Origin of the sequence: Roseomonas nitratireducens, from assembly GCF_017813355.1 — a bacterium.
GTDB classification, from domain to species: Bacteria; Pseudomonadota; Alphaproteobacteria; order Acetobacterales; family Acetobacteraceae; genus Neoroseomonas; species Neoroseomonas nitratireducens.
This window is the reverse complement of record NZ_JAGIYZ010000008.1, coordinates 127,071-152,541: the sequence shown is the minus strand read 5'-3', so window position 1 is coordinate 152,541 and position 25,471 is coordinate 127,071. Positions and strand designations below refer to the sequence as shown.

Here is a 25,471-nt window from a genome sequence, read left to right as displayed (position 1 = left end):
TCCGGCGCCGCGCTGCGCTAGGCTGTCGCCACCCGGATCCACGACGCGAGGAACGCATGACCCGCCTGATCGAGTATGCCGACGCATCGCCCGAGGTGCGCGCCGTCTACGACGACATCAAGGCCGCGCGCGGCGTCGCCGACGTGAACAACTTCTGGAAGGCGCTGGCGGTGCATCCGCCGACGCTGGCGCGGACCTGGGAGAGCCTGCGCCGCGTGATGGCGCCGGGCGCGCTCGACCCGCTGGTGAAGGAGATGCTCTACCTCGCCGCGTCCGCCGCGGCGGGCTGCGCCTATTGCGTCGCCTCCCACACCGCCGCGGCGCGGGCGAAGGGCATGACGGAGGAGATGCACGGCGAACTGCTCGCAATCCTCGGCATGGCGGCGGAGACGAACCGGCTGGCCGAGGCGCTGCGCGTGCCGGTCGACCCGGCCTTCGAATAGCGAAAGGGCCCGGGGATCTCTCCCCGGGCCCGCCGCTCAGGCGCGACGTGGAGCCGCGCGCCTCAGTTGATGCGCTCGCCGTGCATCGTCACGTCGAGGCCCTCGCGCTCCTCTTCCTCGGTCACGCGCAGGCCGACGATGACGTCCACGATCTTGAGCAGGACGAAGGTCGCCACCGCAGTGAAAACGACCGTCGCACCCACCGCGGTGCACTGCTTGATGAACTGCGCCATCGAGCCAGAGCTGCCGTCCGGCGCTGCGGTGGTGGCCGAGAGCGGGCCGTAGGCGAGGAAGCCCACCAGCAGCGCGCCGACGATGCCGCAGATGCCGTGCACGCCGAAGGCGTCCAGGCTGTCGTCGTAGCCGAGCGCGTGCTTGAGCGCGGTAGCGCCCCAGTAGCCCGCGATGCCCGCGACGACGCCGATGATCAGCGCCGAGCCCGGCAGCACGAAGCCCGCCGCCGGCGTGATGGCGACGAGGCCGGCGACCGCGCCGGAGATCGCGCCGAGCACGGACGGCTTGCCCTTGATCATCCACTCGGCGAAGACCCAGGCGAGCACGGCGCCGGCCGCGGCCACCTGCGTGACGAGCATCGCCATCGCCGCGCGGCCGCCGCCCGAGGACCCGGCCGAGCCGGCATTGAAGCCGAACCAGCCCACCCAGAGCAGCGAGGCGCCGATCACGGCGAGGCCGAGGTTGTGCGGCGCCATGTTCTCGGTGCCGAAGCCCACGCGCTTGCCGAGCACGAGTGCCGCGACGAGGCCCGCCACGCCGGCGTTGATGTGCACCACCGTGCCGCCCGCGAAGTCCAGCGCGCCGTCCACGAACAGCCAGCCCGAGGGATGCCACACCCAGTGCGCGACCGGGCTGTAGACCAGCAGCGTCCAGAGCGAGATGAACAGCACCAGGGCCGAGAACTTCATGCGGTCCGCGACCGCGCCGGTGATCAGCGCGGCGGTGATGACCGCGAAGGTCATCTGGAACATCACGAAGAGCGATTCGGGGATGGTGAATGCGACGGTCGCGTCGCCCGTGCCGAGCGTGAAGGGCTTGTCCCAGTTCTCGGCCAGGCCGTTCAGCAGGATGCGGGAGAAGTCGCCGATGTAGGCGCCGCCATTGCCGAAGGCGAGCGAGTAGCCCGCCACCATCCACAGCACCGAGACGAGGCCGCAGATGAAGAAGGACTGCATCATGGTGGCGAGCACGTTCTTCTTGCGGACCATGCCCGCGTAGAAGAGCGCCACGCCCGGGATCGTCATCATCAGGACGATCGCGGTGGAGGTGAGCATCCAGGCGGCGTCGCCGGTATCCACCTTGGGGTCGTCGGCCGCCATCGCGGGCAGCGCCGCGAACGCCAGGGCCAGTGCGGCGAGGCCGCCGCGCGCGATCATGCGCTTCACCGTCGTCATGTCCTTTCCGTGCATGGTCGCCGGCCCGTCAGAGAGCCGAGTTGTCGGTCTCGCCCGTGCGGATGCGCAGCGCGCGCTCCACATCGAGGACGAAGATCTTGCCGTCGCCGATCTTGCCGGTGCGCGCGGTCGAGGCGATCGCCTCGACCACGGCGTCGGCGAGCTCGGCCGGGACGGCGACCTCGATCTTCACCTTGGGCAGGAAGCTCACGTGGTATTCGGCCCCGCGGTAGATCTCGGTCTGGCCCTTCTGCCGGCCGAACCCCTTCACCTCGGTCACCGTCAGCCCCTGCACGCCGAGGGGCGTGAGCGCCTCGCGCACCTCGTCAAGCTTGAAGGGCTTGATCACAGCCATCACAAGTTTCATGGCGCCGTCCTGTTCCTTTCTGCGGCGGGACTGGCGGGAGTGGCTTCCAAGAGCCGTGCCACAGCGCGATCGCCATGGGTTCCGCTGCGCCGCGTCATGGATTTCCGCGCAGGCGCCGAACAATTGTGCGATTGCCTATGCAGAAGGCAGGCTGGCAGGCGCGCAATGCCCGCCTAGATTGCATCCATGAACACCACCCTCGAGGTCGAGGTCTGCATCCTCGGCGCCGGTCCCGTCGGGGCCACCCTTGCCGCCGCGCTCGCCGCCGGCGGCGTCCGCGCGGCCGTCATCGACGCCGCGCCGCTGCCGCCCATGGAGATGCCGGACTTCGACGGCCGCGCCTATGCGATCGCCCTGACCTCGAAGCGCCTGCTGGACGCCGCCGGGGTGTGGGACAGGCTGCCCGAGGCGCCCTGCCCCATCCTCGGCATCCGCGTGGCCGATGGCCGGCCGGGCGAGCCCGCCTCGCCGCTCTCGCTGCATTTCGACCATGCCGAGGTGGGGGAGGACCCCTTCGGCTGGATGGTCGAGGCGCGCGGCCTGCGCGTCGCGCTGAACGCCCGCCTGCCGCTGCTGCCGGAGCTGTCGGTCTTCGCGCCCGCGACCGCGACCGTCACGCGCGGGCCGGACGGCGCGCTGGTGCGGCTGTCGACCGGGCAGGAGATCCGCGCGCGGCTCGTCGTCGGCGCCGAGGGCCGCAATTCCGTGCTGCGGCGGGAGGCCGGGATCCCCGCCGCGCGGCTCGACTACCATTGCATGGGGATCGTCGGCGCGGTGGCGCATGAGAAGCCGCACAACAGCATCGCGCTGGAGCAGTTCCTGCCGCACGGGCCCTTCGCGCAGCTGCCGATGAACGGCATCGCCGGCCATCCGCATGTCAGCGCCATCGTCTGGACGGAGCGCACGGCGATCGCGCGGCGCTGCCTCGCGCTGGACGACGCCGCCTATGCGCGGCAGATCCAGGCGCGGCTCGGCGAGCATCTGGGGCGCGTGACCCCGATCGGCCGGCGCTGGTCCTACCCGCTGACGGCGATGCATGTCGCGCGCTACACGGCCGAGCGCATGGCGCTGGTGGGCGACGCGGCGCACGGCATCCACCCGATCGCCGGCCAGGGGCTGAACCTGGGCTTCCGCGACGTCGCCGCGCTGGCCGAGCTGGTGATCGAGGCGGTGAACGCGGGCGAGGATCCGGGCGGCGCTGCGGTGCTGGCACGCTACCAGGCGGCGCGGCGGCCGGACGGGCTGCTGATGCTGGGGGCGACGCATGTGCTGGAGCGGCTGTTCTCCTCCTCCCTGCCGCCGGTGCGGATCGCGCGGCGGCTCGGCATCGCGGCGGTGGACCGGATGCCGCGGCTCAAGCGCTTCTTCGCGGCGCGCGCGATGGGGCTGGGGGGTGCGACGGGGTTGCTCGCGGGCCAGCCGATGGTCCGCGGCGCCGGGGCGGACTGACGACGGCCAGCGACGAACATGAACGGATCGCGGCGCCGCCGCGATCCGCGAGCGCGAAGCGCGACCGCGCCCAGCCTGTCAGCCGTCCCCGGCGCGACAGCCCAGGGCGCGAGGGCAAGGCCCGCGGATGCGGGCCGCCCGCCGTCTGAGGGACAAAGGAAAACGGCCCGAGGCGATGCCTCGGGCCGCGAGCGCGAAGCGCGACCGCGCCCAGACCGTCAGCCGCCCGCGGCGCGACGGTTCACGCCGCGAAGGCAAGGCCCGCGGATGCGGGCCGCCCGCCGTCTGAGGGACAAGCAAAAGCGGCCCGCCCGCCGTCTGAGGGCAAGAAACCAGCCGCGCTCCGCGCGGCTATTCGAGACGGATGTTCTGCCGCTCGATGATGCCCTGGAACAGCGCGCGCTGTTCCTGCAGGTAGCTCGCGAAGGCCGCCGGGCCGCGCGGCACGGGCTCGACGAAGATGCTCTCGAAGCGCGAGCGCACGGCCGGGTCGGCCATGCCCTGCTCGACTTCCTGCGCCAGGCGCTCGGCGATCGGCGCCGGCGTGCCGGCGCGGGCCACCAGGCCGACCCAGGCGCCGGCGTCGAAGCCCTCGAAGCCCGCCGCGCGGGCGAAGGGCTGCACGCCCGGCGCCAGCGTGCTGCCGTCCTTGAGCGAGATGCCGAGCGCCTTCAGCGCGCCCTGCCGCACCAGCGGGAAGGTCGCCGCCAGCGTCTCGATCGAATAGTGGATCTGCCCGCCGACCAGCGCGGTCATGGACGGCGCGCTGCCGGCGAAGGGCACGTGCAGGGCATCGACGCCCGCGCGGGCGTTGAAGGCCTCGATGATCAGGTGCGCGGTCGCGGCCCGGCCGGAGGAGCCGAAGGTGTAGTGCCCGGGGCGCGCCTTCAGCAGCGCCACGAATTCCTCGATCGTATTGGCCGGGAAATCAGGCTTCACGACGAGCAGGTAGGGGGAGACGCCCCACATCGCGATCGGCGCGAAATCCCGCGTCGTGTCGTAGGGCAGGCGCTGGAGCAGCGGCGCGATGGTGTAGGGGCCGGAGGACCCGGCGAGCAGCGTGTAGCCGTCCGGCGCCGACTTCGCGACCGCGTCCGTGCCGATCGTCCCACCCGCGCCGGCGCGGTTTTCCGGCACGACCGGCTGGCCGAGCTTCTCGGACAGGCGCTGCGCGATGACGCGGCCGGCAAGGTCCGTCGCCTGGCCCGGCGGCCAGGGGATGACGATGCGCAGCGGCCGGTTGGGCCAGGGCGCCTGCTGCGCCCGCGCGGCGGGGATGGCGGCGACGGATGAACCGAGAAGCGCAAGCGCGGCGCGGCGCTGGATGGACATGCGGGGATCCTCCCGGACCGGTGGGCGGCGGTTGGCCCGCCTGATCCGCGCCTATCAGCATGCCGCGCCCCGCCCGGCAAGGGCGGGGCGGGCGGCCGCGCTCAGCGCGGCGGCACTTCCGAGAAGAAGACCTGCGTCGGCACGCCGCGGCCGCGGTCGTAATGACCGACCCAGATGTCGTACTGGCCGGACATGGGCTGGCGCAGCACGATGCCCGGGTTGGTGCCCTGGAAGTCGTCGTTGCAGATCCAGCGGCCGTTCGGAAGGTTGACGACCAGCGTCACGTCGCCGTTCGAGCGGGCGCCGATCCACAGCGGCAGGCCACCGCCCGCCGTGTAGTTCAGCCGCACATCCGGCGCCTGGGCGATGGAACCGACGCAGCCCGGGCCGCCGATGCGCTCGGCCGGGATGGTGCCGCCGGCGGTCACGTTCACCACGAAGGGGTCCGGGGCGAAGTTGAAGCGCAGGTTCGCGGTCCCGAAGGACGGGCGGAGGTTGTAGTTCTGCGCCGCGACGCCGCCGGCGCCGAGCGCGACGAGAACAGCGGCGCCGATCAGGGCGCGACGGGTGGCCATGGAAGACGGTCTCCTGGTCTGGCGATGGGCGGAACATTTCGCCGTGGCGGCGCGATGCGCAAGAAGCCTGCCATGAGGATTGTGAAAATCGCGTCAGCGCGCGGGCGACTGCGGCCGCCGCGCCACAAGCCGCGGATGCGGACCGTCCTCGAGCGCGTGGCGCTCCAGCACCGCCTCCCGCACCCGCGCCCGCACGACCTTGCCCTGCGCGTTGCGTGGCAATTCGGCCAGGGCGACGAAGGCGCGCGGATGCTTCGGGCGGGCGAGCGCGGCGAGCCTGCCCCGCGCCGCGTCCTCCCAGCCCGGCGGCGGGCTTTCCGCCACGGCCACCACCACCTCCCCCCAATAGTCGGACGGCAGGCCGAGCACGCAGATCGCCTGGCCGCCCGCGGCGCCGTCGAGTGCCGCCTCGATCTCGGAAGGATGCACGCGGTAGCCGCCGGTCTTCATCAGGTCCGCAGCCCGCCCGGACAGGCGCAGCCGCCCCCGCCGGTCGATCGCGCCGAGGTCGCCGGTGCGGTGCCAGCCGCCCGGCGGCCGCGCCGCGAAGCCCGCGGCGGTGATGGTGCCGCCCGTCATGTGGCGGGCGCGCAGGAAGATCTCGCCGGCCTCGCCCTGGGGCAGCGCGCCGCCGTCCTCGCCGCGGATCGAGACCTCCACCCCCGGCGCCGGCCAGCCGAGATTGGCGCCGAGGCCGTCATCGGGTTCCGCCATGGCCGCCGCGACCTCGGCCGGTTCCAGCACGGTGATGGGATTGAAGCACTCGCTCATGCCGTAGGTGACGCGCACCACCGGGCCGAAGGCCTCCGCCGCGCGCTGCCACAATTCCCGCGCCAGCGTCGCGGTGCCGCAGAAGATCACGCGCACGCCCTCGAAGCGCCGGCCCGGATACAGCGAAAGCAGCTTCGCCAGCACCGTGGGCGGGGCGAAGATCGCGGCCGGCGGCGTGCCCTCCATCACGGCGGCCAGGCGGTCGGCGCGCACGCCGTCCTGCAGCACCACCTCCGCCCCCTGTTCCAGCCAAGCGGCCGTGATCAGGGATGCGCCGTGCACGAAGGGCGTCATCAGCAGCACGCGGTCGCCCTCGCCCGGCGTGAAGGGCAGCACCGCGCGCTGCAGCAGGTGCGCCGTCCAGCGCCCGCCATGGGTGTGCACGATGGCCTTGGGCTTCCCGGTCGTGCCGGAGGTGAAGATGATCCGCCCCCAGGCGTCCGCGGGCACGGGCGGCAGCGCAACGGCGGCCGGGTCGGGCGCGATCTGCTCGATCGGCCAGGGATCGAGGCCGAGGCCCGCCAGCCGCGCCGCCTGCGCGGCGGGTGCCAGGATGCGCCGGAAGCCCGCCAGTTCCGCGTACCAGAGGATTTCCGCATCGGTGGAATGCGCGTTGACCGCGACCTCCGCCGCGCCGGCGATGGTCACGCCGCAACTGACCCAGGGCGCGTCGATGCCGTTGGGCACCAACGTCGCCACCGGCGTGCCCGCACGCTGGCCCGCGGCACGCAACCGGTGCGCCAGCGCATGCGCGCGGGCGGACAGCGTCGCGTAGTCCATCGTTGCGACGCCGTCGGTGACGGCGACGCGGCCGGCGAAGCGCGCGGCCAGGGTGAGAAGGTCGTTCGACCAGGCGATTCCATCCCGCATGGCGCGGACCATCCGGCGCGCGGCGGCGCGCGTCAAACCGGGGCTTGATCGCGCGGCGCTTCGCGGGCCGGATGGCGGCGGGGAAGGAGACCTCGATGGACCCGCTCAGCACACGCACCCTGCCCGCCGGCATCCGCGCGCGGATGGTGCCCGGCATCAACGGCCTGACCATGCATGTGCTGGAGGCCGGCGATCCCGGCCGGCCGGCGCTGCTGCTGCTGCACGGCTTTCCGGAGCTCGCCTATTCCTGGCGGAAGGTGATGCTGCCGCTGGCCGAGGCCGGCTACCACGTGATCGCGCCGGACCAGCGCGGCTATGGCCGCACCACCGGCTGGGACGACGCCTACGACGCCGAGCTGCGCCCCTTCGCGCTGTTCAACCTGATCCGCGACCAGCTCGCGCTGCTCGGCGCGCTGGGGATCGACCGGCTGCACGCCGTGATCGGGCATGATTTCGGGTCGCCCGTCGCCGCCCACTGCGCCCTCGTGCGGCCGGACGTGTTCTCCCGCGTCGCGCTGATGAGCGCGCCCTTCGCCGGGCCGCCGGCGATCGGCAGCTCGGCGCGCGCGCCGGCGCGGGACATCGCGGCCGACCTCGCCGCGCTGCCGCGGCCGCGCAAGCACTACCACTGGTACTACGCGACGCGCCCGGCGAATGGCGACCTGATGGCGAGCCCGCAGGGGCTGCACGCCTTCTTCCGCGCCTACTACCACCACAAGTCGGGCGACTGGGCGGGCAACGACGTCCATCCGCTGAAGGGCTGGACGGCGGAGGAACTGGCGAAGCTGCCCACCTACTACGTGATGGACCTGGCCGAGACGATGCCGCAGACCGTGGCGCATGAGATGCCATCCCCCGAGGCCATCGCCGCCTGCGGCTGGATGAGCGAGGCGGAGACGGCGGTCTACGCGCAGGAATACGGGCGCAGCGGCTTCCAGGGTGGGCTGAACTGGTACCGCACGCGCTTCACCGGCACGAACATGGAGATGGAGGCCTTCGCCGGCGCGCGCATCCGCATCCCCGCCTGCTTCATCGGCGGCGCGCGGGACTGGGGCGTGCAGCAGGCGCCGGGCGCGCTGGCGGCGATGGAAACCCGCGCGACGGCGGATTGGCGCGGCACGCACCTGGTGCCCGGCGCCGGGCATTGGGTGCAGCAGGAGAAGCCGGCGGAGACCGTCGCGCTGCTGCTGGATTTCCTGAAGGCGGCCTAGCGGCTGATCCGCGAAGGCGGCACGCCGGAGCGGTGAACCAGCCGCTCGGACACGGCGCGCGGCTGATGCGCGAGGCGGCCGCGCGGGCCGCCGTCGCGCCTATGCCCGCCGCTGCGGCTCCCGCGACAGGCCGCGCGCGCCGAGTTCGGCGAGGTAGGTCGCCCAGCGCGCCTCCTGCTCCTCCCCCAGCGTGCGCAGATAGGCCCAGGAGTAGATGCCCGTGTCGTGCAGGTCGTCGAAGACGATGCGCACGGCGTAGTTGCCCACCGCCTCCACGCGCAGGATGCCGACATGGCGGCGCCCGGCGACGATCACCTTCTGGCCCGGGCCATGGCCCTGCACCTCGGCGCTCGGGCTTTCCACGCGCAGGTATTCCGCCGGCAGGCGGAAGCGCGCGCCGTCGGGGAAGGCGACCTCGAGCGCCTGCTCGGCGCGCTTGAGGCGGATCTCGGTCGGCGCGGCCGACATCGTCTCAGCCGTTCAGCTTGCGCGCCTCGTCCGGCAGCATGATCGGGATGCCGTCGCGGATCGGGTAGGCGAGGCCGGCGCGCTCGCTGACGAGTTCGCCCTTCTCGCGGTCGTAGCGCAGCGGCCCCTTGGTGACGGGGCAGACCAGGATCTCGAGCAGCCTCGGGTCGATCGCTTCGGGGTGGGTCTCGGGCACGTTCAGCGCCTCCTTGTCGATGCGGGCGCGGCGGCCCGCCGGGTGTTCAGCTCGGGCGGCCTTCGGGCGGCGGGGCGTTGGCGGCCGCGCCCATGCGCATCAGCGCCACCAGCATGCGCGCCCGCTCCCCGCAATCGGGGGCCTCGAGCAGCGCCTGCTTCTCCGGCACCTCGAAGGGGCAGACCATGGACAGGGTGGTGACGAGCATGGCGTCGGCCATCTGCTCCACCGCCTCCCAGTTCGCGTCGATCCCCCGCGCGCGGAAATAGGGGCGGAGCGCGCCGAGCAGCTCCTCCCGGTCGAAGGCCGGGGTGGGGCCGTCGAGCAGCAGGTCGCGCGAGAAATCCGCGTAGTCCGCCCGCACGCGACGGTAGCCGCCCTCGGCGAGCGGCAGTTCCTCGGCGATGCGGAAGCGGATCAGGCCGGTCAGCGTGATCAGCAGCCTTCCGTCATCCGTCTCGCTGAAGGATGACAGGCGCCCGAGGCAGCCGATGCGATACACCCCCGGCCCCGTCGCCCCGCGCGGCGCGCGCGGGTCCGCCTGCACCATGCCGAAGACGCGCCCCTTCGCCACGCTGTCGAGCGTCATGGCGAGGTAGCGCGGCTCGAAGATGTTGAGCGGCAGCCGACCCTGCGGCAGCAGCAGCGCGCCGGAGAGCGGGAAGACCGCGATCTCCTCCGGCAGGTCGGCCAGCCGCGGGTGGAAGGGCGCCATGCGCCGGTCAGCTGAACAGCAGCGTCGAGAGCTTCCGCCGGCCGGCCTTGCTCGCCGGGTCGTCGAAGCCCCAGGCCTCGAAGAACTTCAGCAGCTGCTTGCGCGCCGCTTCCTCGTTCCAGGCGCGGTCGCGGCGGATCGCCTCCATCAGCGCGTCGACGGCGCCGTCGCGGTCGCCCGCGGCGTTCAGCGCGGTGGCGAGCTCGATCCGCGCGGCGTGGTCGTCCGGGTCGGCGGCGATGCGGCCTTCGAACTCGGCGCGCATCTCCCGCGCGCGGCGGCCCTCGACCTCGATCTCGATGGCGCTGCGGGCGGCGGCGATCTCGGCCGCCTCCTTGATCTTGTCGGGGACGTTGTCGAGCACGGCCTTCGCCTGCTCATCCTCCCCCAGCGCCAGCAGGGCGCGGGCGACGCCGGCGAAGGCCTTGGCGTTCTCCGGTTCCTGCTGGGCGAGCGCGCCGTACAGCTCGAGCGCGGCGGCGTGGTCGCCCTGCGCGACGGCGGCCTCGGCCTCCGCCAGCAGGTCGGCGCCGGGCATCTGGCCGCCGGCGGCCTTGAGCAGCCCCTCGATGAAGCGCTTCACCTCCGATTCCGGCAGCGCGCCCTGGAACAGGTCCAGGATCTGGCCCTGCCAGAAGGCGACGACCGTCGGCACGGACTGCAGCGGCAGGCCCATCTGGGTCAGCTGGGCGACCAGCTGGCGGTTCTTGTCGATGTCGACCTTGACCAGCCGGACGCGGCCGCCGGCGGCCCTAACCACCTTCTCGAGCGCCGGGGTCAGCGTCTTGCAGGGGCCGCACCAGGTCGCCCAGAAATCGACCAGGACCGGGACCTCGCGGGAGGCCTGGACGACGTCCTGCATGAAGGTCTTCTGGTCGCCGTCCTTGATGACGTCGTCGCCGGCCGCGCCGGGTCCAGCTTGTCGGGCGGGGTCGAACAGGACTTCCATGGCGGGCATTCCTCTAGTCTTTGCGAATAGATGCGTCGCCGCGCCGGTTCGGCAAGCGGCTGGGCCGGTCCGGGGACATACGCCGGGCCCGCGCGCGGGTCGAGGCGCCCCGTCAGCCGAGGTCGAGCAGCGTGGCCGGATGCCCCAGCCCGGCCAGGAACCCCAGCAGGTCCGCCGGCGCGAGGCCGGTGCTCGCGGCATTGGTCAGCGGATGCACCCAGATCCGCGCGAACCCCTCGGCCAGATGCCGGTCCATCACGAAGCGCACGCTGCCCGGCGCGGCGTTCACCAGGCCGAAGGGCGTGACCGAGCCGGGCGGGACGCCGAGGGTGGCCATCAGTTCCTCGGCGCTCGCCATGCGGACCTTGCCGGCCTCGGCGATGCGGGCGAGCGCGTTGATCGAGACCTGGCGTTCCTCCTCGAGCGTGGCGAGGAGGAAGGGCCCCTCCCCCTTCGCCGGCTTGAGGAAAAGGTTCTTGGTGTGCCCGCCCGGGAGTTCCCCGCGCAGGTCCCGGCTTTCCGCCACGGTGAAGACCGGCGGGTGGTGGCGCGTCTCGGCCGCGATGCCGGCCGCCGCGAGGCGGGCGAGCAGCCCTTCCGGCGTCTCGGCCATTCAGTCGAGTCGGATGTTGTTGGCGCGCACGACGCCGGCCCAGACCTCGATCTCGGCATCGAGCCAGGCGCGGAAGCTGTCCGGCCCCTCGACCTTGTTGACGGCGCCCAGCGCCGTGATGCGCTCGGCCGTCGCGGGCACGGCCATGGCGGCGCGCAGGTCGGTGGCCAGGCGGTTGACCATGGGCGCCGGGGTGCCGCCCTGCGCCAGCACGCCCTGCCAGGTGCCCGATTGCGCGGCCGGCCAGCCGAGCTCGGCGAAGGTCGGCACGTCGGGGAAGTCGGCCAGCCGCGCCGGGCCGGTCACGGCGATGGGGCGGAGCGTGCCCTGCTTGCAGAAGGGCGCGGTGGCGGTCGCGCCGTTGATGAGCATCTGCGCCTCCCCCGCCGCGACGGCGGTCAGCGCCGCGGCGCCGCCGCGATAGGGCACCTGCGTCAGGTCCGCGCCCCAATGCTGGGTGAGAAGCAGGCCGGTGAGGTGGTTGCCCACGCCGATGCCGGCATGGCCGACATTGACGCGCGTCGGGTTGGCCTTGGCATAGGCCACGAGTTCCGCCGCGTTGCGCGCCGGGACCGAAGGATGCACCGCCAGGATGTAGGGCGCGTAGATCAGCATGGTGACCGGGGCGAGGTCCCGCTTCAGGTCGAAGGGCAGGCGCGTGTAGAGCGAGGGCGCGGTCGCCAGCGTCGAGACGTCGATCAGCAGCAGCGTGTGCCCGTCCGGCGCCGATTTCGCGACCAGGTCGGCGCCGATGTTGCCGCCCGCGCCGGTGCGGTTTTCCACCACCACGTTCTGGCCGAAGGATTGCGTCAGCGCGGGGGCGAGCAGCCGGGCCAGGATGTCCGAGGTGCCGCCGGGGGCGAAGGGCACGACGATGCGCACCGGCCGGTCGAGCGGCTGGGCGGCGGCCGGGCGAAGCGCGGGAAGGGCGAGGGCGCCGGCGGCGGCGCCGAGGAGCGTGCGGCGGTTCATGGTGTTCCGTTTCCTCCCGGCGGTGTGCCGTGGGCGGGCAGGATCGCGCCGGCGCGGCGGGCCTGTCGAGAGGGGGTGCGGGGCGGGTCGCTCGGGGTGGGTTGCAATCCCCCGCGACCCGTGCCATTAGCGCCGCCCGCACGGAGCGCGGGCGTAGCTCAGGGGTAGAGCACGACCTTGCCAAGGTCGGGGTCGAGGGTTCGAATCCCTTCGCCCGCTCCACTTTTCCGCATCCGATGCCCTCCGCGCCGCGCGCGCCTCACGCCCCATCGACGAAGGCAGGCCGCGCCTCCGGGTTCCAACGGATCCCATCGGCCGCGAGCGTCTCCTCCAGCATCGCCCGGTCCATCCGGCAGTGGCGCACCAGCAGCCGGACATAGGTGCCGACGAAGTCGGGGCCGTGGCCGTCGCCCGCGCCCTCCGCCGTGCTGGTCAGCGCATGCGCGATCTCGTGCAGCAGGACCCAGCTCGGCAGGCTCGCCGGCGCCTCGATCGCCAGGCGGCTTCCGGTCGCGAGCGTCGCCCGGGATGCCTTGCGCGCCCGCACGCGCGGCGGCCATTTCAGGCCCTCCGCCGCCCAGACATGGTCGACGATCGCCTGCATCCGCTCGAACGGCACCTCCGAGCGGTCCAGCGGCGCCACGACCCGGTTCTCCCAGGCATAGAGCCGCCGGTCGCGCGCGCTCGTCATCGCGGCCGGCGCGGCAGGGCGGGCGCGCCGGACGCGCCGTCGACCGGCCGCTCGAGGCTGACGCGCCCGCCGGCTTCCATCCCGTTCCGATACGCCGTCCCGTCCCGCACGGTGCGCGTCGTGTAGCTGGTGCGCAGCCGGATCCCGAGGTCCCTGAAGCCCTCGGCGATCAGCCGCCGCTTCACCAGCACCAGGGCGGTGCCCGAGGCGGTCGGCGTCCGCGCCGCTTCCTCCGCCGCGCGGCGATGCGCGGCGAGATCGGCGATGCGCCTGGACACGCGCTCGGCGAAGCCGTAGCGGAAGCTGCGCAGCCGGTTCTGCGGCGTCGCGCGCCCCTGCCGGTAGGCGTCGCTCGCGCGATAGGCCGCTTCCTCGTGGTCGACCGCGCGCGCGACGACGTGCAGCAGGTACTCCGCCATCAGCACATCGGGTTCTAGCCCGAAGAAGACGAAGGTGTTCCGCCCGACCATCCAGCCCTTGGTCTCGGTCAGGTCGATGATGGGCAGGAAGATGGTGCCGAGCGCCTGCAGCCGCGGCCCTTCGAAGACGACCTGGCGCTGGATGCAGGCCTCCTGCCGGAGCTCCACCTCGGACATGGTCAGGCCGTAGATCTCGAGCAGCTCGCCGATCTTCTGCGCGGCGGCGAGGGCCTCGGCCTCCGAGCAGCCGCGATCCACCGTGCGCGCCGCCAGGGCGCGGATGCGGCCCTTCACCCTGTCGAGTTCGGTCTGCTGGCTCACCGCTCCTGCGCCTCGTTCGCGTTGCGTGAAGGCCGGTCCGTCGCGCGCCGCGCAGCGGGGTGCCCCCCGCATTCGGTCCAATCACTGTCGATCTTGGCGGCGCATCCGCCGCGCGCAAGCGCCGAGGCATCCGGCGCCGCGCCTTGACCGCCACGCGACCCCCTTCCTAGCGTGGCGGGAGCAGCCCAGGCGCGGACCGGTCGGCCCCTGCCGGCGAGATCTCCCCGGGGAGCCCCATGGCCACGCACCACTTCCGTCCCACGCGCTACTTCAACGCGATCGGCGTCGCCGAGCCCTGCCTGCGCGTCGCCGATGGCGACACGGTGGTGACCGACACGCTCGACGCCTCCGGCCTCGATGCGCGGGAGGTCGCCGTCGGCAGCCGGCCGAACCCGATGACCGGCCCCTTCTTCATCGAGGGTGCGGAGCCCGGGGACACGCTCGCCGTGCGGATCGACCGGCTGACGCCGAGCCGGGCGACCGGCTGGACCTATTCGCCGCTCGCCCTGACCGTGCTGGACCCGGCCGCGATCATCGACCGGCCGCCGCAGCAGCGCGCGGTGTGGGACATCGACCGCGCGGCGGGGACGGTGCGGCTGCGGGAAGCGGTGCAGGGGCTGGAGGATTTCGCGCCGCCGATCCAGCCCATGATCGGCTGCTTCGGTGTCGCGCCGGCGGGCGGGCAGGCGCTGTCCACCGCGACCAGCGCGCAGAACGGCGGGAACATGGACTACCGCCTCTTCGCGCCGGGCACGACGGCCTGGTTCCCCGTGAGCGTGCCCGGCGCGCTGTTCTACCTGGGCGACGGCCATGCCTGCCAGGGCGATGGGGAGATCACCGGCACCGGCATCGAGACGTCCTTCGAGATGGAGGTGACCTTCCGCGTCCTGAAGCGGAAGATCACCTGGCCGCGCGGCGAGACGGCGGAGGACATCTTCACCGTCGGCAACGCCCGGCCGCTCGACCAGGCGCTGCAGCACGCCACCACCGAGATGTCGCGCTGGCTGGGCGAGGATTACGGCCTGGACGCCCGCGCCGCGAGCCACCTGATGGGCCAGGTCGTCCGCTACGACGTCGGCAACGTCTTCAATCCCGCCTTCACCGTTGCCTGCCGCATCGCCAAGCGCTGGCTGACGAGGCGGTAGGCGCGGGCGGCCGCGGGATCGCACCGGCTGCGGCCGGCCCCGGCGCGGACGGGCGCCGGGGCCGATCCCCATCGTCACCTCAGCGCGGCGACGCCGGCCTGCGCGATGACCCCGTCCTGCGGCGCGGTGCCGCCGGACACGCCGATGGCGCCGATCACGCGCCCGTCGCGCAGCAGCGGGATGCCGCCCTCGATCGGCATCACGCCAAGCCCGAGGATGGCGTTGCGCCCGCCCACGATGCCGTCCTCGAACGCCTTGGTCGGGCGGCGGAACTCGACCGATGTGCGCGCCTTCTCCTGCGCGACGCGGATGGAGCCCAGCTGCGTGCCGTCCGCGCGCTCGAAGGCGACGAGATGCCCGCCGCTGTCCACGACCGCGACGGCCATCGGAAGCGATTGCCGCGTGGCCTCGGCCAGGGCGGCGGCGACGACGCGGCGCGCATCCTCGATGGCGATGGGGGCGCCATAGGGCGGCGGCGCGCCCTGCGCGAAGGCGCCCGTGGCCGCCGAGGCCATGAGCGCCGCGATCAGGAGCCGTCTTTTCATGCCTGTCGTTCCCTTCCCTGCGGCGGGCCGGAGGATCCCTGCGGCACGATCCGGTCACGCCGGGTCAGCGTGACCGAACCTTGCCCTGGCCCGTGCGGCGACACCCTGGCACGGCGGCGCGGCGACGGCGCGCGTGAAACGACATCCGATCCGGCGGGCGCGGCCCAAGGCCGCCCGCCTCGGCGGCATGTCCGGCCGCCGCGGCGGTCCCGCGGCTCAGCGCCGCGCGGCGCGGGCCTCCGGCCGTCCCTCCGCCATGCCGGCATGGCAGCCCTCGGCGGTCGCGGCCGGCATGGCGCGCTCCTCCGTCGCGCCCATGTGGCCGGCCCAGGCGGCGAGGGCATCGCACAGCGCGGCCAGGCGCAGCGGCACGTCGTCCCCGTCACGCCGGCCGGCATCCCGCGCGAAGCCCGGCGCGCCGGCGCCGATCGCGACCGCGCCGACATAGCGCGGCCCGCCCTCGCCGGCCCCGCCCGCCATCCGCATGCCGACGACATCCAGCACCGCCGCGCTGTCGCGGCCGTAGCCGATCGCCACCACCGGCCCGGCGCCCGTGACGCGCGTGATGGCGTCGAGCGCACCCAGCGCGCCGGCGGCGACTGCGTCACGCCCCGCGGCGATCGGCCCGCACGGCACCGGCATGAATTCGAACACCGCGGCGCGCTGGTCCAGCAGCACCGCCACCAGCTGGTCGCGCGCGGCATCGAGCAGCGGCTCCCGCGTCACCAGGACCACGGCGCCGTCGCCGCTGCGCCAGGACGACGGCAGGCTCACCAATCCGCTGTTCCGGCAGTCCGGCGCGGCGGCGAGGGTGACGTCGAGATGCTCGTAGGTCACGTAGTCGTCGGCGGCGGCCGGCGCGGCGGCGAAGCCGACGGCCAGCGCGGCCGCGGCAAGACGGAACGTCGTCATGGCAATTCTCCTGTCACGGTCACGATGGGCCGGATCCGCGCGCGGGCGGGCCGGCTCGCCTCGGGCCCGGCTTGGGCCCCATCCCGGAGCGCGAGGCGCGCGGCGAAGAAGCTCGCCACCTGCGTCGCCGAGAGTTCCGCGCCCTGCGGCCAGTGGCGCACGCCGACGCGCTGCCCGGCGCGGCGCGGCCAGGGCAGGTTCGGCACCTCGTACTGGCCCGAGGGCGTCAGGTCCCAGGCATAGCCGGCGCCGGCGTATTCGATGCGCCGCACCGGCCCCAGGCGCGCCAGGCCCACGGCAAGGGCGATGCAGTCCGCGGGCGCATTGGCCGGGTCGGCATCGCCATGCAGCAGCAGGACGGGCGCGCGCGGCGCGCGGCCTTCGCCCGGCTGGAGCCCCGCGCAGCCGGGATAGAGCAGCGCCAGCCCCGCGACGCGTCCGCCCGCCTCGGGGTCGGTCGCGGCGCGGATCGCCGTCTCGCCCGCGCCACCGAAGGCGAGCAGGCCGACCGGTGCCGAAGCGAAGCGCGGATCCGCGGCGAGGATCGCCGACACGACGCGCAGGCGGTCCAGCGCATCGCCCGCATCGGCGGCCGGGTCGCCGGGGCCGCCATCCTCGGCGGAGGTGTCGAGCAGGTCGACATGCAGCACCGCGATGCCGGCCGCCGTGATCTGCTCGGCGTAGCGCCAGCCGCGCGCGTCGATCCCGGTCGTGTCGTGGATCGCCACGACCACGGGCATCGGCTCGCCGGCGGGCGGCGCATCGGGGAGCCAGAGCAGGCCCAGGTCGCGCACCAGGTCGCGCCCGTCGGCGAGGCCGGTGCCAGGCATGAGGAGCATCGTCGCGAGCGCCGCCGCGACGAAGCCCCGCGCGCCCCCGCGCGAGGTCACCGGCCGCCATCCATCGCATGGGAGCCGCCGCCGGCCACCCTGCCGCGAGGCCGGGCGGGTTCCGTGCCCCGCCTGTCCGCCGGCCGACGAGAGTTTTTCATGCGTGCCGCCTCGTTCCAGTGCCGGGCGCGGGCATTGCCCGCGGCGCCAGGCGCGTTCGAGACAAAATCTCACGGAACCGTGATGTCTGAAGACGCCGCGATGCAGTCGCGCTAGCTTTGCTGCGCATTCCGTATGGTCGCTGCGGAATTCGTCTATCCCCGGCAACCGGATACTGATTGCTTCACGTGCAAGGGCGCCGGGACGGGACCAAATCGCATGTCTTTCGGCATGGGCAACATCGATCCGGGGTCGCTTCCGCTGTTCGACGTCGTCAGTTCGACGGACCCCGCGGAGCTCGGCCTGCGGTCGCAGGTCAGCAGCCGCCTTCCTCCCTCCGGCCAGGTCTACAGGTACCGGCTGCAGGACCGCGCCGTGTGGCGGATGCGGTTCGCGGATCCGATCTTCACCATGGCGATCCGCAGCGCCGGGGCGCTCGTGGTAAGCCTCGCCGACAGCCGCTTCGCCACCGAGGTCGCCATCGAGGGCGAGGACAGCGCGCTGTTCTGCGTGACGATGCCGCTGCGGGGTGGGCTGACGCTCATCCGGGACGGCGAGGCGACGACGAGCGACGCCGCGCAGGGCCTTGCCTTCCGCCCCGGCCAGCGCACCCGCGTGCTGATGAGCGACGGCAGCGCCCGCGCGAATGTCTTCGTCAGGGCGCAGGAGGTCGAGCAGGCGCTGGAGCACGCGCTCGACCGCCGCCTGCGCCAGCCGCTCGAGTTCCGTCCCGCGCTGCCCTGGAAGGGCGGCCTGGCGACGAGCCTCAAGCGCCAGCTCGACGTGGTGCTGGAGGAGTTCCGCAGCCCGGAGGGCGTGGCGGACAATCCCGTCGCCCTGGCCGCGACGACCGACCTGCTGGTGGCGCTGCTGCTGCGCGCCGTGCCGCACAGCTACTCCGACCAGATGGAGACGCGGACGGGCGGCGCGGTGCCGGCGTATCTGCGCCGCGCCGAGGAATTCATGCGCGTCCATGCCGTCGAGCCTGTCCGCGTCGCGCAGGTCGCGGCCGCGGCCGGGTGCAGCGTCCGCACCCTGAACGACGTGTTCCGGCGCTTCCGCGACACGACGCCGCTCGGCGCGCTGCACGCCGCCCGGCTGGACAGCGTTCGGGACGCGCTGCGGCTGGACGGCGCGTCCGTCGCCGCGGTGGCGCGCCGCCACGGCTTCACCAATCTCTCGCGCTTCGGCGCCGCCTATCGCCGCCGCTTCGGGGAGGCGCCGGCCGAGGCGCTCAGGCGCGCGTCGCGCGACTAGGGCAATTTCCGGTCGGACGAGCCCGCCCGACCGGCGCGGCGGCGGTCAGGGCGCAACGAGCACCACGCCCTCGGGGTCGAGCACGAGGCCCACCTCCTCCCCCGGCCGCAGCCGGGCAGCGGTCCTTGGCGCGACGACGAAGACCGGGCCGACCTCGGTCTCGAAGTGGCACTCGGCATGGGATCCCATATAGGTCGCGCGCGCGACGCGGGCCGGCAGCGCATCCTGGCCCGGCGCCGCGACGCGAACCGCTTCGGGCCGGATGACGATGTCGACCGGCCCGGCCGGAAGCCCGCGCGCCGGCAGGTCGAGCACGAGGCCGCCGAGCGCCACCCGCGCGCGATCGCCGATGATGGCCTCGATCCGGCCGGAGACGCGGTTCGCCTCCCCCATGAAGGTCGCGACGAAGACGGAGTTGGGCTGGCTGTAGAGTTCCTCGGGCGTGCCGGCCTGGGCGATCTCGGCGTTGCGCATCACGACGATGCGGTCCGACACGGCAAGCGCCTCGGACTGGTCGTGCGTGACGTAGACGACGGTGAGGCCGAGCCGCTGCTGCAGCGCGCGGATCTCCTCCCGCATGCTGCGCCGCAGCCGCGCGTCGAGGTTCGACAGCGGCTCGTCGAACAGCAGCACCTCGGGTTCCAGCACCAGGGCGCGGGCGACCGCGACGCGCTGCTGCTGCCCGCCCGACATCTCCGACGGCAGGCGCCCGCCGAAGCCCTTGAGGCCCACCGTCTCGAGCGCCGCCTCGGCCCGCCCATGCGCGTCGCGCTTGCGCATGCCGGAGGAGACGAGGCCGTAGGCGACGTTGTCCAGCACGTTCATGTGCGGGAACAGGGCGTAGGACTGGAACACCATGGAGACGTTGCGCGCCCCGGCCGGCAGCAGCGTCACGTCGCGCCCGCCGATGAATAGGCGGCCATCGGTCGCCTGTTCCAGCCCCGCGATCATGCGCAGCAGCGTCGTCTTGCCGCAGCCCGAGGGGCCGAGCAGCGTGACGAGCGTGCCGCCCTCGATGACGAGGTCGAGCGGCTTGACCGCCTGCACCGCGCCGTAGCGCTTGCCGATGCCTTCGAGGCGCACCTCGGCGCCGGGCTTCGCGATGGCGTGGCTCATGCGCGGCCTCCGGCCGGAAGGGCGGGCGGGGCGGCCTGGCGGCGGCCGAGCCGGCGCCGGCCCACGAGAAGGTTGATCAGCCCGATCACCGTCATCATCAGCACGATCAGCACCGCGCAATAGGCGATGGCCAGCCCGTAGTCGCCGTTGATGACGCGGTTGATGATGAAGACGGTCGCCATCTCATACTCCGCCGAGACGAGGAAGATGACGGCCGAGACCGTCGTCATGGCGCGCACGAAGGAATAGACCAGCGCGGTGACGATGGCGGGCTTGAGCAGCGGCAGCACCACCGTGCGGATGGCGCGGAAGGTGGAGGCGCGCAGCGTCACCGCGGCCTCGTCCAGCGACTTGTCGAGCTGGCTCATGGCCGCCACCCCGGACCGCACGCCGACCGGCAGGTTGCGGAACACGAAGCAGACGACGAGGATCGTGGCCGTGCCCGTGATCTCGAGCGGCGGGATGTTGTAGGTCAGGATGTAGGCGACGCCGATCACCGTGCCCGGCACGGCGAAGGTCAGCATCAGCGCGAATTCCAGCGCCGTGCGCCCGGCGAAGCGCTGGCGCGTCAGCACCCAGGCGGCCAGCAGGCCGAGCCCGGCGGTGAGCGGCGCCGCGATGGCGGCGAGCTGGATGGTGGTGAACAGCGAATGCCACGCGCCGCCGGCGAAGATCAGCCCGCCCGAAGGCGCCCATTCCAGGGCGAAGGCGCGCTGGAAATGCGACAGCGTCGGCGTCCAGTCCCGCCCCCAGACGCGCACGAAGGCGCCGGCGAGCGCCATGGTGTAGACCACGATGGTCAGCACCGCCCAGGGGATGGCGACGGCGAAGGCGACGACCTTGACGCGGCGCGGCAGGGGCTGCGGCAGGCCGACATCGCCCTTGCCGGTCATCGAGACATAGGACCGCGTGCCGACCACCGCGCGCTGCACCATGAAGGCGACGAGCGCCACCACCAGCATCACCGCGGCGAGCACCGCGGCGCGGCCGAAATCCTGCTGCGCGCCGACGACGGCGAAGAAGATTTCCGTCGAGAGCACGCCGAAGGAGCCGCCGAGCACGATCGGATTGCCGAAATCGGCCAGGCTCTCGACGAAGACGACGAGCCAGGCATTGGCGAGGCCCGGCACCATCAGCGGCAGGGTGACGGAGGAGAAGGTCCGCATGCGCGACGCGCGCAGCGTCTGCGAGGCTTCCTCCATGGTCGGCGAGATGCCTTCCACCACCCCGATGAGCACGAGGAAGGCGGTCGGCGTGAAGGAGAAGACCTGGGCGAGGAAGACGCCGTTGAAGCCGTAGATCCAGCGGCCGAGCTGCAGGCCGAACACCGCCTCCGCCATCTGGTTCACCACGCCCGAGCGCCCGAAGATGAGGATGAGCCCGAGGCCGATGACGAAGGGCGGCGTGATGATCGGCAGCACCGTCAGCAGCCGCAGCCCGCGCCGCAGCGGGAAGCCGGTGCGCGTGACGATCAGCGCGAAGCACAGGCCGAGCAGCGTCGCCGCGCTCGCCGTGGAGGTGGCCAGCAGCAGCGTGTTCCAGAAGACGCCGCAATTCACGTTGGCCGCGACGCAGGACAGGCCCCAGATCTTCTGGTCGAACAGCCGGTCGGCCAGCGCCGCGGCGGTGGAAAGGTCGCCGCGCGGCGTGAACATCTGCGACAGCACCGTCGTCACCGGCCAGGCGGTGAAGAGGATGATGGAGGCGACGAGCACGCCGACGGCGCCCGAGACGAAACGGTCGCCGCGGAAGAAGCCGCGCAGCGCGAGCCCGTCGGTCAGCAGCAGCACGAAGCCCGCGAAGGCGATCGTGCCGCCGAGGCCGACGCCGAACTGCCGGTCCCCGAGTTCGCCGAACATCGCCTCGAGCCAGGGCATGGACCAGCCCTGCACGCCGATGGCGAGCCCCTGCGCGACGATGGCGGCAAGGCCGAGCCCCGCCCCCGCGAGCAGGAAGCCCGCCCGCCGCGCCGCCGTGCCGAAGGGCAGCGCGCCCGGCAGCGCGAGCGCGAGCGCGGCCACCACCGGCCAGAACCAGAAGCGCCCATGCGCCATCGCCTGCCACAGCGCCGAGGCCGCTTCCGGATCCGCCTGGCCGAGCGCCATCAGCCCGCCCAGCGCGACGCCGTCCTGCTGCATGTGCCAGGGCAGGACGATCGCGCCGAGCGCGGCCGCCGACCAGGTGTAGAGAGAGGACGGAGACTTCATCGCGGCAGTGCGCCGACCTCGCGGTCCCAGCGCGCGAGCAGGCGCCGGCGCTCGGCCGAGGCGCCGAAGCGGGCATTGTCGTAGTCGATGATGCGCGCGGTCGCCATGTTGGGCGCGCCGTCGGTCAGCGGCACGTTGCGGTTCGCCATGGTCTGCAGCTTGCGCGCCTCCCGGCTCGCGGCGATCTGCGCCTCGGCCGACAGGGCCCAGTCGTAGAAGCGGCGCGCGTTGTCGAGGTTGCGCGCGCCGCGGATGATCGACATCGAGCCGATCTCGTAGCCCGTGCCCTCGCAGGGCACGGCGTGGCCGACGGGGAAGCCCGCCGCGGCTTCCTCGGCGGCGTTGTGGACGAAGGAGATGGACAGCGCCGTCTCCCCCCGCGCGACCGCCGTGATGGGCGCGGTGCCGCTGCGCGGATAGGCGTTGATGCTGCCGTGCAGGCGCTTGAGGTAGTCGAAGGCCGGCTCCTCCCCCATCATCTGCACGAGCGTCGCGATGACGATGTAGGCGGTGCCCGAGGAATTCGGGTTCGCCATCTGGAGCTCCCCGCGATAGGCGGGATTCAGCAGGTCCGCCCAGCAGCGCGGCGCGGGCAGGTTGCGCCGGGCGACCAGCTCCGTGTTGAAGCCGAAGCCGAGCACGGAGGCATAGACGCCGACGGTGCGCCCCTGCGTCTGGCGCCACTGCGCCTGCGCCCAGTCGTGCAGCTCGGCGATGCGGGGGCTTTCGTGGGGCTGGGTCAGCCCTTCCTCCCCGGCCGCGACATGCGGGTCCCCGGTGCCGCCCCACCAGACGTCGCCGCGCGGGTTGCGCGCCTCGGCGCGCAGCTGCGCCAGCATCTCGCCGGTCGACTTCTGGGCGAGAGTCACCCGGATGCCCGTCTCCCGCTCGAAGCCGCGGGCGATCGGCGTGCACCATTCGATGGTTGCCGAGCAGTAGAGGTTGAGCTGCCCCTGCGCGGCGGCAGGCAGCGGGGCCGCAGCCGCCAGTGCGGCGGCGAGGATGATCGGGCGCATCGTCATGCGGTCAGCGCGGCAGGGAGCCGATGTCGCGGTCCCAGCGCGAGAGGATGCGCCGCCGCACCTCCGGGTCGCCATAGGTCGCGAAATCGTAGTCGATGAGCCGGATGGTCGAGAGGTCCGGGATGCGCGGATGCGGCGCGGCACCCGGATGCGCCGGCACGTGGAACTGGTTCACGCGCGGGCCGATGTCCATCGCCGCCGGCGTCAGGTACCAGTCGTAGAAGCGCCGCGCCTGCGCGATGTTGCGCGCGCCGCGGATGATCGACATGCAGGCCACTTCGTAGGAGGTTCCCTCGGACGGATAGACCATCTCGATCGGGAAGCCCGCATTGGCCATCGACGCGGTCTCCATGTTGAAGCTCGCCGCGAGCGCCGTCTCCCCCCGCGCCACTGCCTGCATCGGCGCGGCACCCGACCGCGTATAGGCGTTCACGTTGAGATGGAGGCGCCGGAGGTAGGCGAAGGCGCGGTCCTCGTCCCACAGCTGCACCAGGCCCGCGATGATGGTGTAGGCGGTGCCGGAGGAATTCGGGTTGGGCAGCTGCACCTCCCCGCGATAGGCGGGGCCGGCCAGTTCCTCCCAGCTGCGCGGGATGGCGAGGTTGCGCCGCGCCATCACCTCGGTGTTGTAGGCGATGCCGATGGCGCCCGAGGAGACGCCGACGCAGCGCCCGCCCGACGCCTCATGCGCGCGCCGCGCCCAGGGCTGCAGCTGCGCCATGTTGGGGGAGGTGTGCGGCTGCAGCAGCTCGCCCGCCGAGATGTGCGTCTCGGCCGAGGCGCCGAACCAGATGTCGGTGCGCGGGTTCTGCGCCTCGGCGCGGATCTGCGCCAGGATCTCGCCGGCCGATTTCCGCGCCATGGCGACGCGGATGCCGGTGTCCCGCTGGAAGCCCGCCGCGATCGCCTCGCACCAGTCGGCCGCCGGGGCGCAGAGCATGTTGAGCGTGCCCTGCGCCGCGGCCGGCGCGGCGAGGGAGACGGCGAGCGCGCAGGCGACGGCGAGGCGACGGAAGATCATGGCGGGCGTCCTTGGATGGGGCTCGGTCAGCGCGGCAGGGCGCCGACCTCGCGGTCCCAGCGTTCGATCAGGCGGCGGCGTTCCGCGGCGCGGCCGTAGCGCGCGAAGTCGTATTCGATCAGGCGCATGGCCGACAGGTCCGGCGCGTTCGGCGGCAGCGGCGCGCTGCGGTTGGACGGCTGCTGCAGCTGGCCGCCGGCCTCGAAGCCCAGCCGCTGTGCGGGCTCGGTCAGCGCCCAGTCGTAGAAGCGCCGCGCCTGGGTCAGGTTGCGCGCGCCGCGCAGGATGGACATGGAGCCGATCTCGTAGCCCGTGCCCTCGCAGGGCGTGGCGTAGGAGACGGGGAAGCCCGCGTTGCGTTCCGTCACCGCGTCATGGACGAAGGAGAGCGAGACGCCCGTCTCCCCCCGCGCCACGGCCTTGATCGGCGCGGTGCCGGACCGCGTGTAGGAATTCACGTTCGGGTGCATCTGCCGCATGAAGGCGAAGGCCGGGTCCTCGCCCATCAGCTGCACCAGCGTCGCGATGATGACGTAGGCGGTGCCCGAGGAATTCGGGTTCGCCATCTGGATCTCGCCGCGGAAGCGCGCCTGCGTCAGGTCGGCCCAGCAGCGCGGCGGCTCGATGCCCTTGCGGGCGAGGAGTTCCGTGTTGAAGCCGAAGCCGACCGCGCCGGCATAGACGCCGATGGCGCGCTGGTTCGACTGGCGCCACTGCGTCAGCGCCCAGGGGTGCAGCAGCGCGTTGTTGGCGCTTTCATACGCCTGGCTGAGATTCTCCTCGGCCGCGGCCAGGTGCGGGTCCCCCGTGCCGCCGAACCAGACATCGGCGCGCGGGTTCTGGCCTTCGGCGCGGATCGCGGCGAGCGTCTCGCCCGAGCCGCGCTGCGTCATGTTCACGCGGATGCCGCTGTCGCGCTGGAAGTTGGTCGCGATCGCCTGGCACCATTCGACCTGGACGGAGCAGTAGAGGTTCAGCGTGCCCTGCGCGGCGGCCTCTGGCGCGGCGAGGCCAGCCAGGGCGCCGGCCAGCGTGGCGGCGACGATCTTCGTGCGCATGCGTTGTGTTCCCGTCTCCCTGCGGCGCGCGGCGGCGCGGCCTGCCTTCGTATTGCAACAAAACTGTCATTTCCGCCGCCGCGCCACAAGCGGCGTATCGTCTGCCTTCGGCCGCGACATCGCGCGGCGACGCGCGCAGGCTCTACGGCGCGCGGAGACGCACGCGGCCCCTACGGCGCGCGGCGGCGTCGTTCCATATGGGGCACGTCCGGCCATGCCGGAGCGCCGGATGCCCGCGCCGCGGCGGGTTGCGGGCGACGGGCGCGCGGCGCGGCGGCCCTCGCCGCACGCCCGATTTGACCCCCGGGCGCAACTCGTTGACTCTGGCGGCGGCGCGCCGGCCCGGGCCGCGCGACTCCGCCACCCGGCCGCGCCGGCGGGTCTTCGGCCCCGCCCGCCATCGACCGATGACCAAAAGGTTCCCGCGG

General features: G+C 73.1%; 26 protein-coding genes and 1 tRNA gene. 6 read left to right on the top strand and 21 right to left on the bottom strand.

The annotated features are described in order from the left end of the window. The first annotated feature begins 56 nt into the window (after positions 1–56). Complete coding sequence (locus J5Y09_RS10320; protein WP_209351679.1) at positions 57–443, top strand: carboxymuconolactone decarboxylase family protein; 387 nt, start codon at positions 57–59, stop codon at positions 441–443. Positions 444–505: 62 nt separating this feature from the next. Here J5Y09_RS10320 and J5Y09_RS10315 read toward each other — a convergent pair whose 3' ends face one another. Together J5Y09_RS10315 and J5Y09_RS10310 are read right to left on the bottom strand one after the other, a co-directional pair. Then, positions 506–1,852 (bottom strand): ammonium transporter, encoded by a 1,347-nt coding sequence (locus tag J5Y09_RS10315; protein WP_209351678.1) that lies wholly within the window; start codon positions 1,850–1,852, stop codon positions 506–508. A 28-nt stretch (positions 1,853–1,880) separates the two neighbouring features. Then, positions 1,881–2,219 (bottom strand): P-II family nitrogen regulator, encoded by a 339-nt coding sequence (locus J5Y09_RS10310; protein WP_209351677.1) that lies wholly within the window; start codon positions 2,217–2,219, stop codon positions 1,881–1,883. 186 nt (positions 2,220–2,405) lie between these two features. On the opposite strand from J5Y09_RS10310, the gene J5Y09_RS10305 reads away from it, so the two are divergent. Further along, positions 2,406–3,668: a UbiH/UbiF/VisC/COQ6 family ubiquinone biosynthesis hydroxylase gene (locus J5Y09_RS10305; RefSeq protein ID WP_209351676.1), complete on the top strand. Its 1,263-nt coding sequence runs from the start codon at positions 2,406–2,408 to the stop codon at positions 3,666–3,668. Between the two features lie 351 nt (positions 3,669–4,019). On the opposite strand, the gene J5Y09_RS10300 is transcribed toward J5Y09_RS10305, so the two are convergent. From J5Y09_RS10300 to J5Y09_RS10290, 3 genes are all read right to left on the bottom strand, one after another. Beyond that, on the bottom strand, positions 4,020–5,000 hold the full coding sequence (locus J5Y09_RS10300) for a Bug family tripartite tricarboxylate transporter substrate binding protein (RefSeq protein WP_209351675.1): 981 nt from the start codon (positions 4,998–5,000) through the stop codon (positions 4,020–4,022). Positions 5,001–5,101: 101 nt separating this feature from the next. Beyond that, positions 5,102–5,575, bottom strand: coding sequence for a hypothetical protein (locus J5Y09_RS10295; protein ID WP_209351674.1), 474 nt, complete (start codon positions 5,573–5,575; stop codon positions 5,102–5,104). Positions 5,576–5,668: 93 nt separating this feature from the next. Further along, entirely contained in the window at positions 5,669–7,216 is a 1,548-nt protein-coding gene (locus tag J5Y09_RS10290) for a class I adenylate-forming enzyme family protein (protein WP_209351673.1), read from the bottom strand. 95 nt (positions 7,217–7,311) lie between these two features. Between J5Y09_RS10290 and J5Y09_RS10285 the strand changes: the two genes are divergently transcribed. Continuing rightward, positions 7,312–8,427 carry an alpha/beta fold hydrolase gene (locus tag J5Y09_RS10285; protein ID WP_280845435.1) on the top strand — a complete coding sequence of 372 codons (1,116 nt, stop codon included), beginning with the start codon at positions 7,312–7,314 and terminating at the stop codon, positions 8,425–8,427. A 99-nt stretch (positions 8,428–8,526) separates the two neighbouring features. On the opposite strand, the gene J5Y09_RS10280 is transcribed toward J5Y09_RS10285, so the two are convergent. The 6 genes from J5Y09_RS10280 to J5Y09_RS10255 all read right to left on the bottom strand — a co-directional run bounded on the left by J5Y09_RS10280 (position 8,527) and on the right by J5Y09_RS10255 (position 12,340). Continuing rightward, entirely contained in the window at positions 8,527–8,895 is a 369-nt protein-coding gene (locus J5Y09_RS10280; RefSeq protein WP_209351672.1) for a gamma-butyrobetaine hydroxylase family protein, read from the bottom strand. A 4-nt stretch (positions 8,896–8,899) separates the two neighbouring features. After that, the gene (locus tag J5Y09_RS10275; protein ID WP_198377133.1) at positions 8,900–9,091 is read right to left on the bottom strand and encodes a Trm112 family protein; all 192 of its coding nucleotides are present in this window, start codon (positions 9,089–9,091) and stop codon (positions 8,900–8,902) included. Positions 9,092–9,137: 46 nt separating this feature from the next. After that, complete coding sequence (locus tag J5Y09_RS10270) at positions 9,138–9,806, bottom strand: LON peptidase substrate-binding domain-containing protein (protein WP_209351671.1); 669 nt, start codon at positions 9,804–9,806, stop codon at positions 9,138–9,140. A 7-nt stretch (positions 9,807–9,813) separates the two neighbouring features. Next, entirely contained in the window at positions 9,814–10,755 is a 942-nt protein-coding gene (locus J5Y09_RS10265) for a tetratricopeptide repeat protein (protein ID WP_209351670.1), read from the bottom strand. Positions 10,756–10,867: 112 nt separating this feature from the next. Next, positions 10,868–11,368 carry a prolyl-tRNA synthetase associated domain-containing protein gene (locus J5Y09_RS10260; protein ID WP_209351669.1) on the bottom strand — a complete coding sequence of 167 codons (501 nt, stop codon included), beginning with the start codon at positions 11,366–11,368 and terminating at the stop codon, positions 10,868–10,870. Beyond that, positions 11,369–12,340, bottom strand: coding sequence for a Bug family tripartite tricarboxylate transporter substrate binding protein (locus J5Y09_RS10255; protein WP_209351668.1), 972 nt, complete (start codon positions 12,338–12,340; stop codon positions 11,369–11,371). Positions 12,341–12,487: 147 nt separating this feature from the next. On the opposite strand from J5Y09_RS10255, the gene J5Y09_RS10250 reads away from it, so the two are divergent. Continuing rightward, positions 12,488–12,562: transfer RNA gene (locus J5Y09_RS10250), tRNA-Gly, on the top strand. Between the two features lie 37 nt (positions 12,563–12,599). Here J5Y09_RS10250 and J5Y09_RS10245 read toward each other — a convergent pair. After that, on the bottom strand, positions 12,600–13,031 hold the full coding sequence (locus tag J5Y09_RS10245) for a SprT family zinc-dependent metalloprotease (protein ID WP_209351667.1): 432 nt from the start codon (positions 13,029–13,031) through the stop codon (positions 12,600–12,602). Next, a complete protein-coding gene (locus J5Y09_RS10240; RefSeq protein WP_209351666.1) occupies positions 13,028–13,771 on the bottom strand; it encodes a DUF2786 domain-containing protein in 744 nt (247 codons plus the stop codon). The genes J5Y09_RS10245 and J5Y09_RS10240 overlap by 4 nt, the downstream gene beginning before the upstream one ends. A gap of 236 nt (positions 13,772–14,007) precedes the next feature. Here J5Y09_RS10240 and J5Y09_RS10235 point away from each other — a divergent pair, with 236 nt between their 5' ends. Then, on the top strand, positions 14,008–14,916 hold the full coding sequence (locus J5Y09_RS10235; protein ID WP_209351665.1) for an acetamidase/formamidase family protein: 909 nt from the start codon (positions 14,008–14,010) through the stop codon (positions 14,914–14,916). A 74-nt stretch (positions 14,917–14,990) separates the two neighbouring features. On the opposite strand, the gene J5Y09_RS10230 is transcribed toward J5Y09_RS10235, so the two are convergent. The 3 genes from J5Y09_RS10230 to J5Y09_RS10220 form a co-directional block, all read right to left on the bottom strand. After that, positions 14,991–15,461 carry a GlcG/HbpS family heme-binding protein gene (locus tag J5Y09_RS10230; RefSeq protein WP_209351664.1) on the bottom strand — a complete coding sequence of 157 codons (471 nt, stop codon included), beginning with the start codon at positions 15,459–15,461 and terminating at the stop codon, positions 14,991–14,993. A 216-nt stretch (positions 15,462–15,677) separates the two neighbouring features. After that, entirely contained in the window at positions 15,678–16,373 is a 696-nt protein-coding gene (locus tag J5Y09_RS10225; protein ID WP_209351663.1) for a hypothetical protein, read from the bottom strand. Then, a complete protein-coding gene (locus tag J5Y09_RS10220) occupies positions 16,370–17,263 on the bottom strand; it encodes a dienelactone hydrolase family protein (protein WP_209351662.1) in 894 nt (297 codons plus the stop codon). Before J5Y09_RS10220 ends, J5Y09_RS10225 begins: the two co-directional genes overlap by 4 nt. 318 nt (positions 17,264–17,581) lie before the next feature. Between J5Y09_RS10220 and J5Y09_RS10215 the strand changes: the two genes are divergently transcribed. After that, positions 17,582–18,619, top strand: a complete 1,038-nt coding sequence (locus J5Y09_RS10215; protein ID WP_209351661.1) for an AraC family transcriptional regulator — start codon at positions 17,582–17,584, stop codon at positions 18,617–18,619. Between the two features lie 45 nt (positions 18,620–18,664). Here J5Y09_RS10215 and J5Y09_RS10210 read toward each other — a convergent pair whose 3' ends face one another. Genes J5Y09_RS10210 through J5Y09_RS10190 form a run of 5 tightly spaced genes read right to left on the bottom strand, consistent with a single transcriptional unit; the run spans position 18,665 to position 25,043 of the window. Then, on the bottom strand, positions 18,665–19,735 hold the full coding sequence (locus J5Y09_RS10210) for an ABC transporter ATP-binding protein (RefSeq protein ID WP_209351660.1): 1,071 nt from the start codon (positions 19,733–19,735) through the stop codon (positions 18,665–18,667). After that, positions 19,732–21,942, bottom strand: coding sequence for an ABC transporter permease (locus J5Y09_RS10205; protein ID WP_209351659.1), 2,211 nt, complete (start codon positions 21,940–21,942; stop codon positions 19,732–19,734). The genes J5Y09_RS10210 and J5Y09_RS10205 overlap by 4 nt, the downstream gene beginning before the upstream one ends. After that, on the bottom strand, positions 21,939–22,964 hold the full coding sequence (locus J5Y09_RS10200) for an ABC transporter substrate-binding protein (protein WP_209351658.1): 1,026 nt from the start codon (positions 22,962–22,964) through the stop codon (positions 21,939–21,941). Before J5Y09_RS10200 ends, J5Y09_RS10205 begins: the two co-directional genes overlap by 4 nt. A gap of 4 nt (positions 22,965–22,968) precedes the next feature. Then, the gene (locus tag J5Y09_RS10195) at positions 22,969–23,985 is read right to left on the bottom strand and encodes an ABC transporter substrate-binding protein (RefSeq protein ID WP_209351657.1); all 1,017 of its coding nucleotides are present in this window, start codon (positions 23,983–23,985) and stop codon (positions 22,969–22,971) included. Positions 23,986–24,011: 26 nt separating this feature from the next. Then, positions 24,012–25,043: an ABC transporter substrate-binding protein gene (locus J5Y09_RS10190; protein WP_209351656.1), complete on the bottom strand. Its 1,032-nt coding sequence runs from the start codon at positions 25,041–25,043 to the stop codon at positions 24,012–24,014. Positions 25,044–25,471: the final 428 nt, after the last annotated feature.

What these genes read in the sequence shown, in the direction of transcription:
- J5Y09_RS10320 (WP_209351679.1), top strand. Translation starts at nt 57, where the DNA reads ATGACCCGCCTGATCGAGTATGCCGACGCATCGCCCGAGGTGCGCGCC.
- J5Y09_RS10315 (WP_209351678.1), bottom strand. Translation starts at nt 1,852, where the DNA reads ATGACGACGGTGAAGCGCATGATCGCGCGCGGCGGCCTCGCCGCACTG.
- J5Y09_RS10310 (WP_209351677.1), bottom strand. Translation starts at nt 2,219, where the DNA reads ATGAAACTTGTGATGGCTGTGATCAAGCCCTTCAAGCTTGACGAGGTG.
- J5Y09_RS10305 (WP_209351676.1), top strand. Translation starts at nt 2,406, where the DNA reads ATGAACACCACCCTCGAGGTCGAGGTCTGCATCCTCGGCGCCGGTCCC.
- J5Y09_RS10300 (WP_209351675.1), bottom strand. Translation starts at nt 5,000, where the DNA reads ATGTCCATCCAGCGCCGCGCCGCGCTTGCGCTTCTCGGTTCATCCGTC.
- J5Y09_RS10295 (WP_209351674.1), bottom strand. Translation starts at nt 5,575, where the DNA reads ATGGCCACCCGTCGCGCCCTGATCGGCGCCGCTGTTCTCGTCGCGCTC.
- J5Y09_RS10290 (WP_209351673.1), bottom strand. Translation starts at nt 7,216, where the DNA reads ATGCGGGATGGAATCGCCTGGTCGAACGACCTTCTCACCCTGGCCGCG.
- J5Y09_RS10285 (WP_280845435.1), top strand. Translation starts at nt 7,312, where the DNA reads ATGGACCCGCTCAGCACACGCACCCTGCCCGCCGGCATCCGCGCGCGG.
- J5Y09_RS10280 (WP_209351672.1), bottom strand. Translation starts at nt 8,895, where the DNA reads ATGTCGGCCGCGCCGACCGAGATCCGCCTCAAGCGCGCCGAGCAGGCG.
- J5Y09_RS10270 (WP_209351671.1), bottom strand. Translation starts at nt 9,806, where the DNA reads ATGGCGCCCTTCCACCCGCGGCTGGCCGACCTGCCGGAGGAGATCGCG.
- J5Y09_RS10265 (WP_209351670.1), bottom strand. Translation starts at nt 10,755, where the DNA reads ATGGAAGTCCTGTTCGACCCCGCCCGACAAGCTGGACCCGGCGCGGCC.
- J5Y09_RS10260 (WP_209351669.1), bottom strand. Translation starts at nt 11,368, where the DNA reads ATGGCCGAGACGCCGGAAGGGCTGCTCGCCCGCCTCGCGGCGGCCGGC.
- J5Y09_RS10255 (WP_209351668.1), bottom strand. Translation starts at nt 12,340, where the DNA reads ATGAACCGCCGCACGCTCCTCGGCGCCGCCGCCGGCGCCCTCGCCCTT.
- J5Y09_RS10245 (WP_209351667.1), bottom strand. Translation starts at nt 13,031, where the DNA reads ATGACGAGCGCGCGCGACCGGCGGCTCTATGCCTGGGAGAACCGGGTC.
- J5Y09_RS10235 (WP_209351665.1), top strand. Translation starts at nt 14,008, where the DNA reads ATGGCCACGCACCACTTCCGTCCCACGCGCTACTTCAACGCGATCGGC.
- J5Y09_RS10230 (WP_209351664.1), bottom strand. Translation starts at nt 15,461, where the DNA reads ATGAAAAGACGGCTCCTGATCGCGGCGCTCATGGCCTCGGCGGCCACG.
- J5Y09_RS10225 (WP_209351663.1), bottom strand. Translation starts at nt 16,373, where the DNA reads ATGACGACGTTCCGTCTTGCCGCGGCCGCGCTGGCCGTCGGCTTCGCC.
- J5Y09_RS10215 (WP_209351661.1), top strand. Translation starts at nt 17,582, where the DNA reads ATGTCTTTCGGCATGGGCAACATCGATCCGGGGTCGCTTCCGCTGTTC.
- J5Y09_RS10210 (WP_209351660.1), bottom strand. Translation starts at nt 19,735, where the DNA reads ATGAGCCACGCCATCGCGAAGCCCGGCGCCGAGGTGCGCCTCGAAGGC.
- J5Y09_RS10205 (WP_209351659.1), bottom strand. Translation starts at nt 21,942, where the DNA reads ATGAAGTCTCCGTCCTCTCTCTACACCTGGTCGGCGGCCGCGCTCGGC.
- J5Y09_RS10200 (WP_209351658.1), bottom strand. Translation starts at nt 22,964, where the DNA reads ATGACGATGCGCCCGATCATCCTCGCCGCCGCACTGGCGGCTGCGGCC.
- J5Y09_RS10195 (WP_209351657.1), bottom strand. Translation starts at nt 23,985, where the DNA reads ATGATCTTCCGTCGCCTCGCCGTCGCCTGCGCGCTCGCCGTCTCCCTC.
- J5Y09_RS10190 (WP_209351656.1), bottom strand. Translation starts at nt 25,043, where the DNA reads ATGCGCACGAAGATCGTCGCCGCCACGCTGGCCGGCGCCCTGGCTGGC.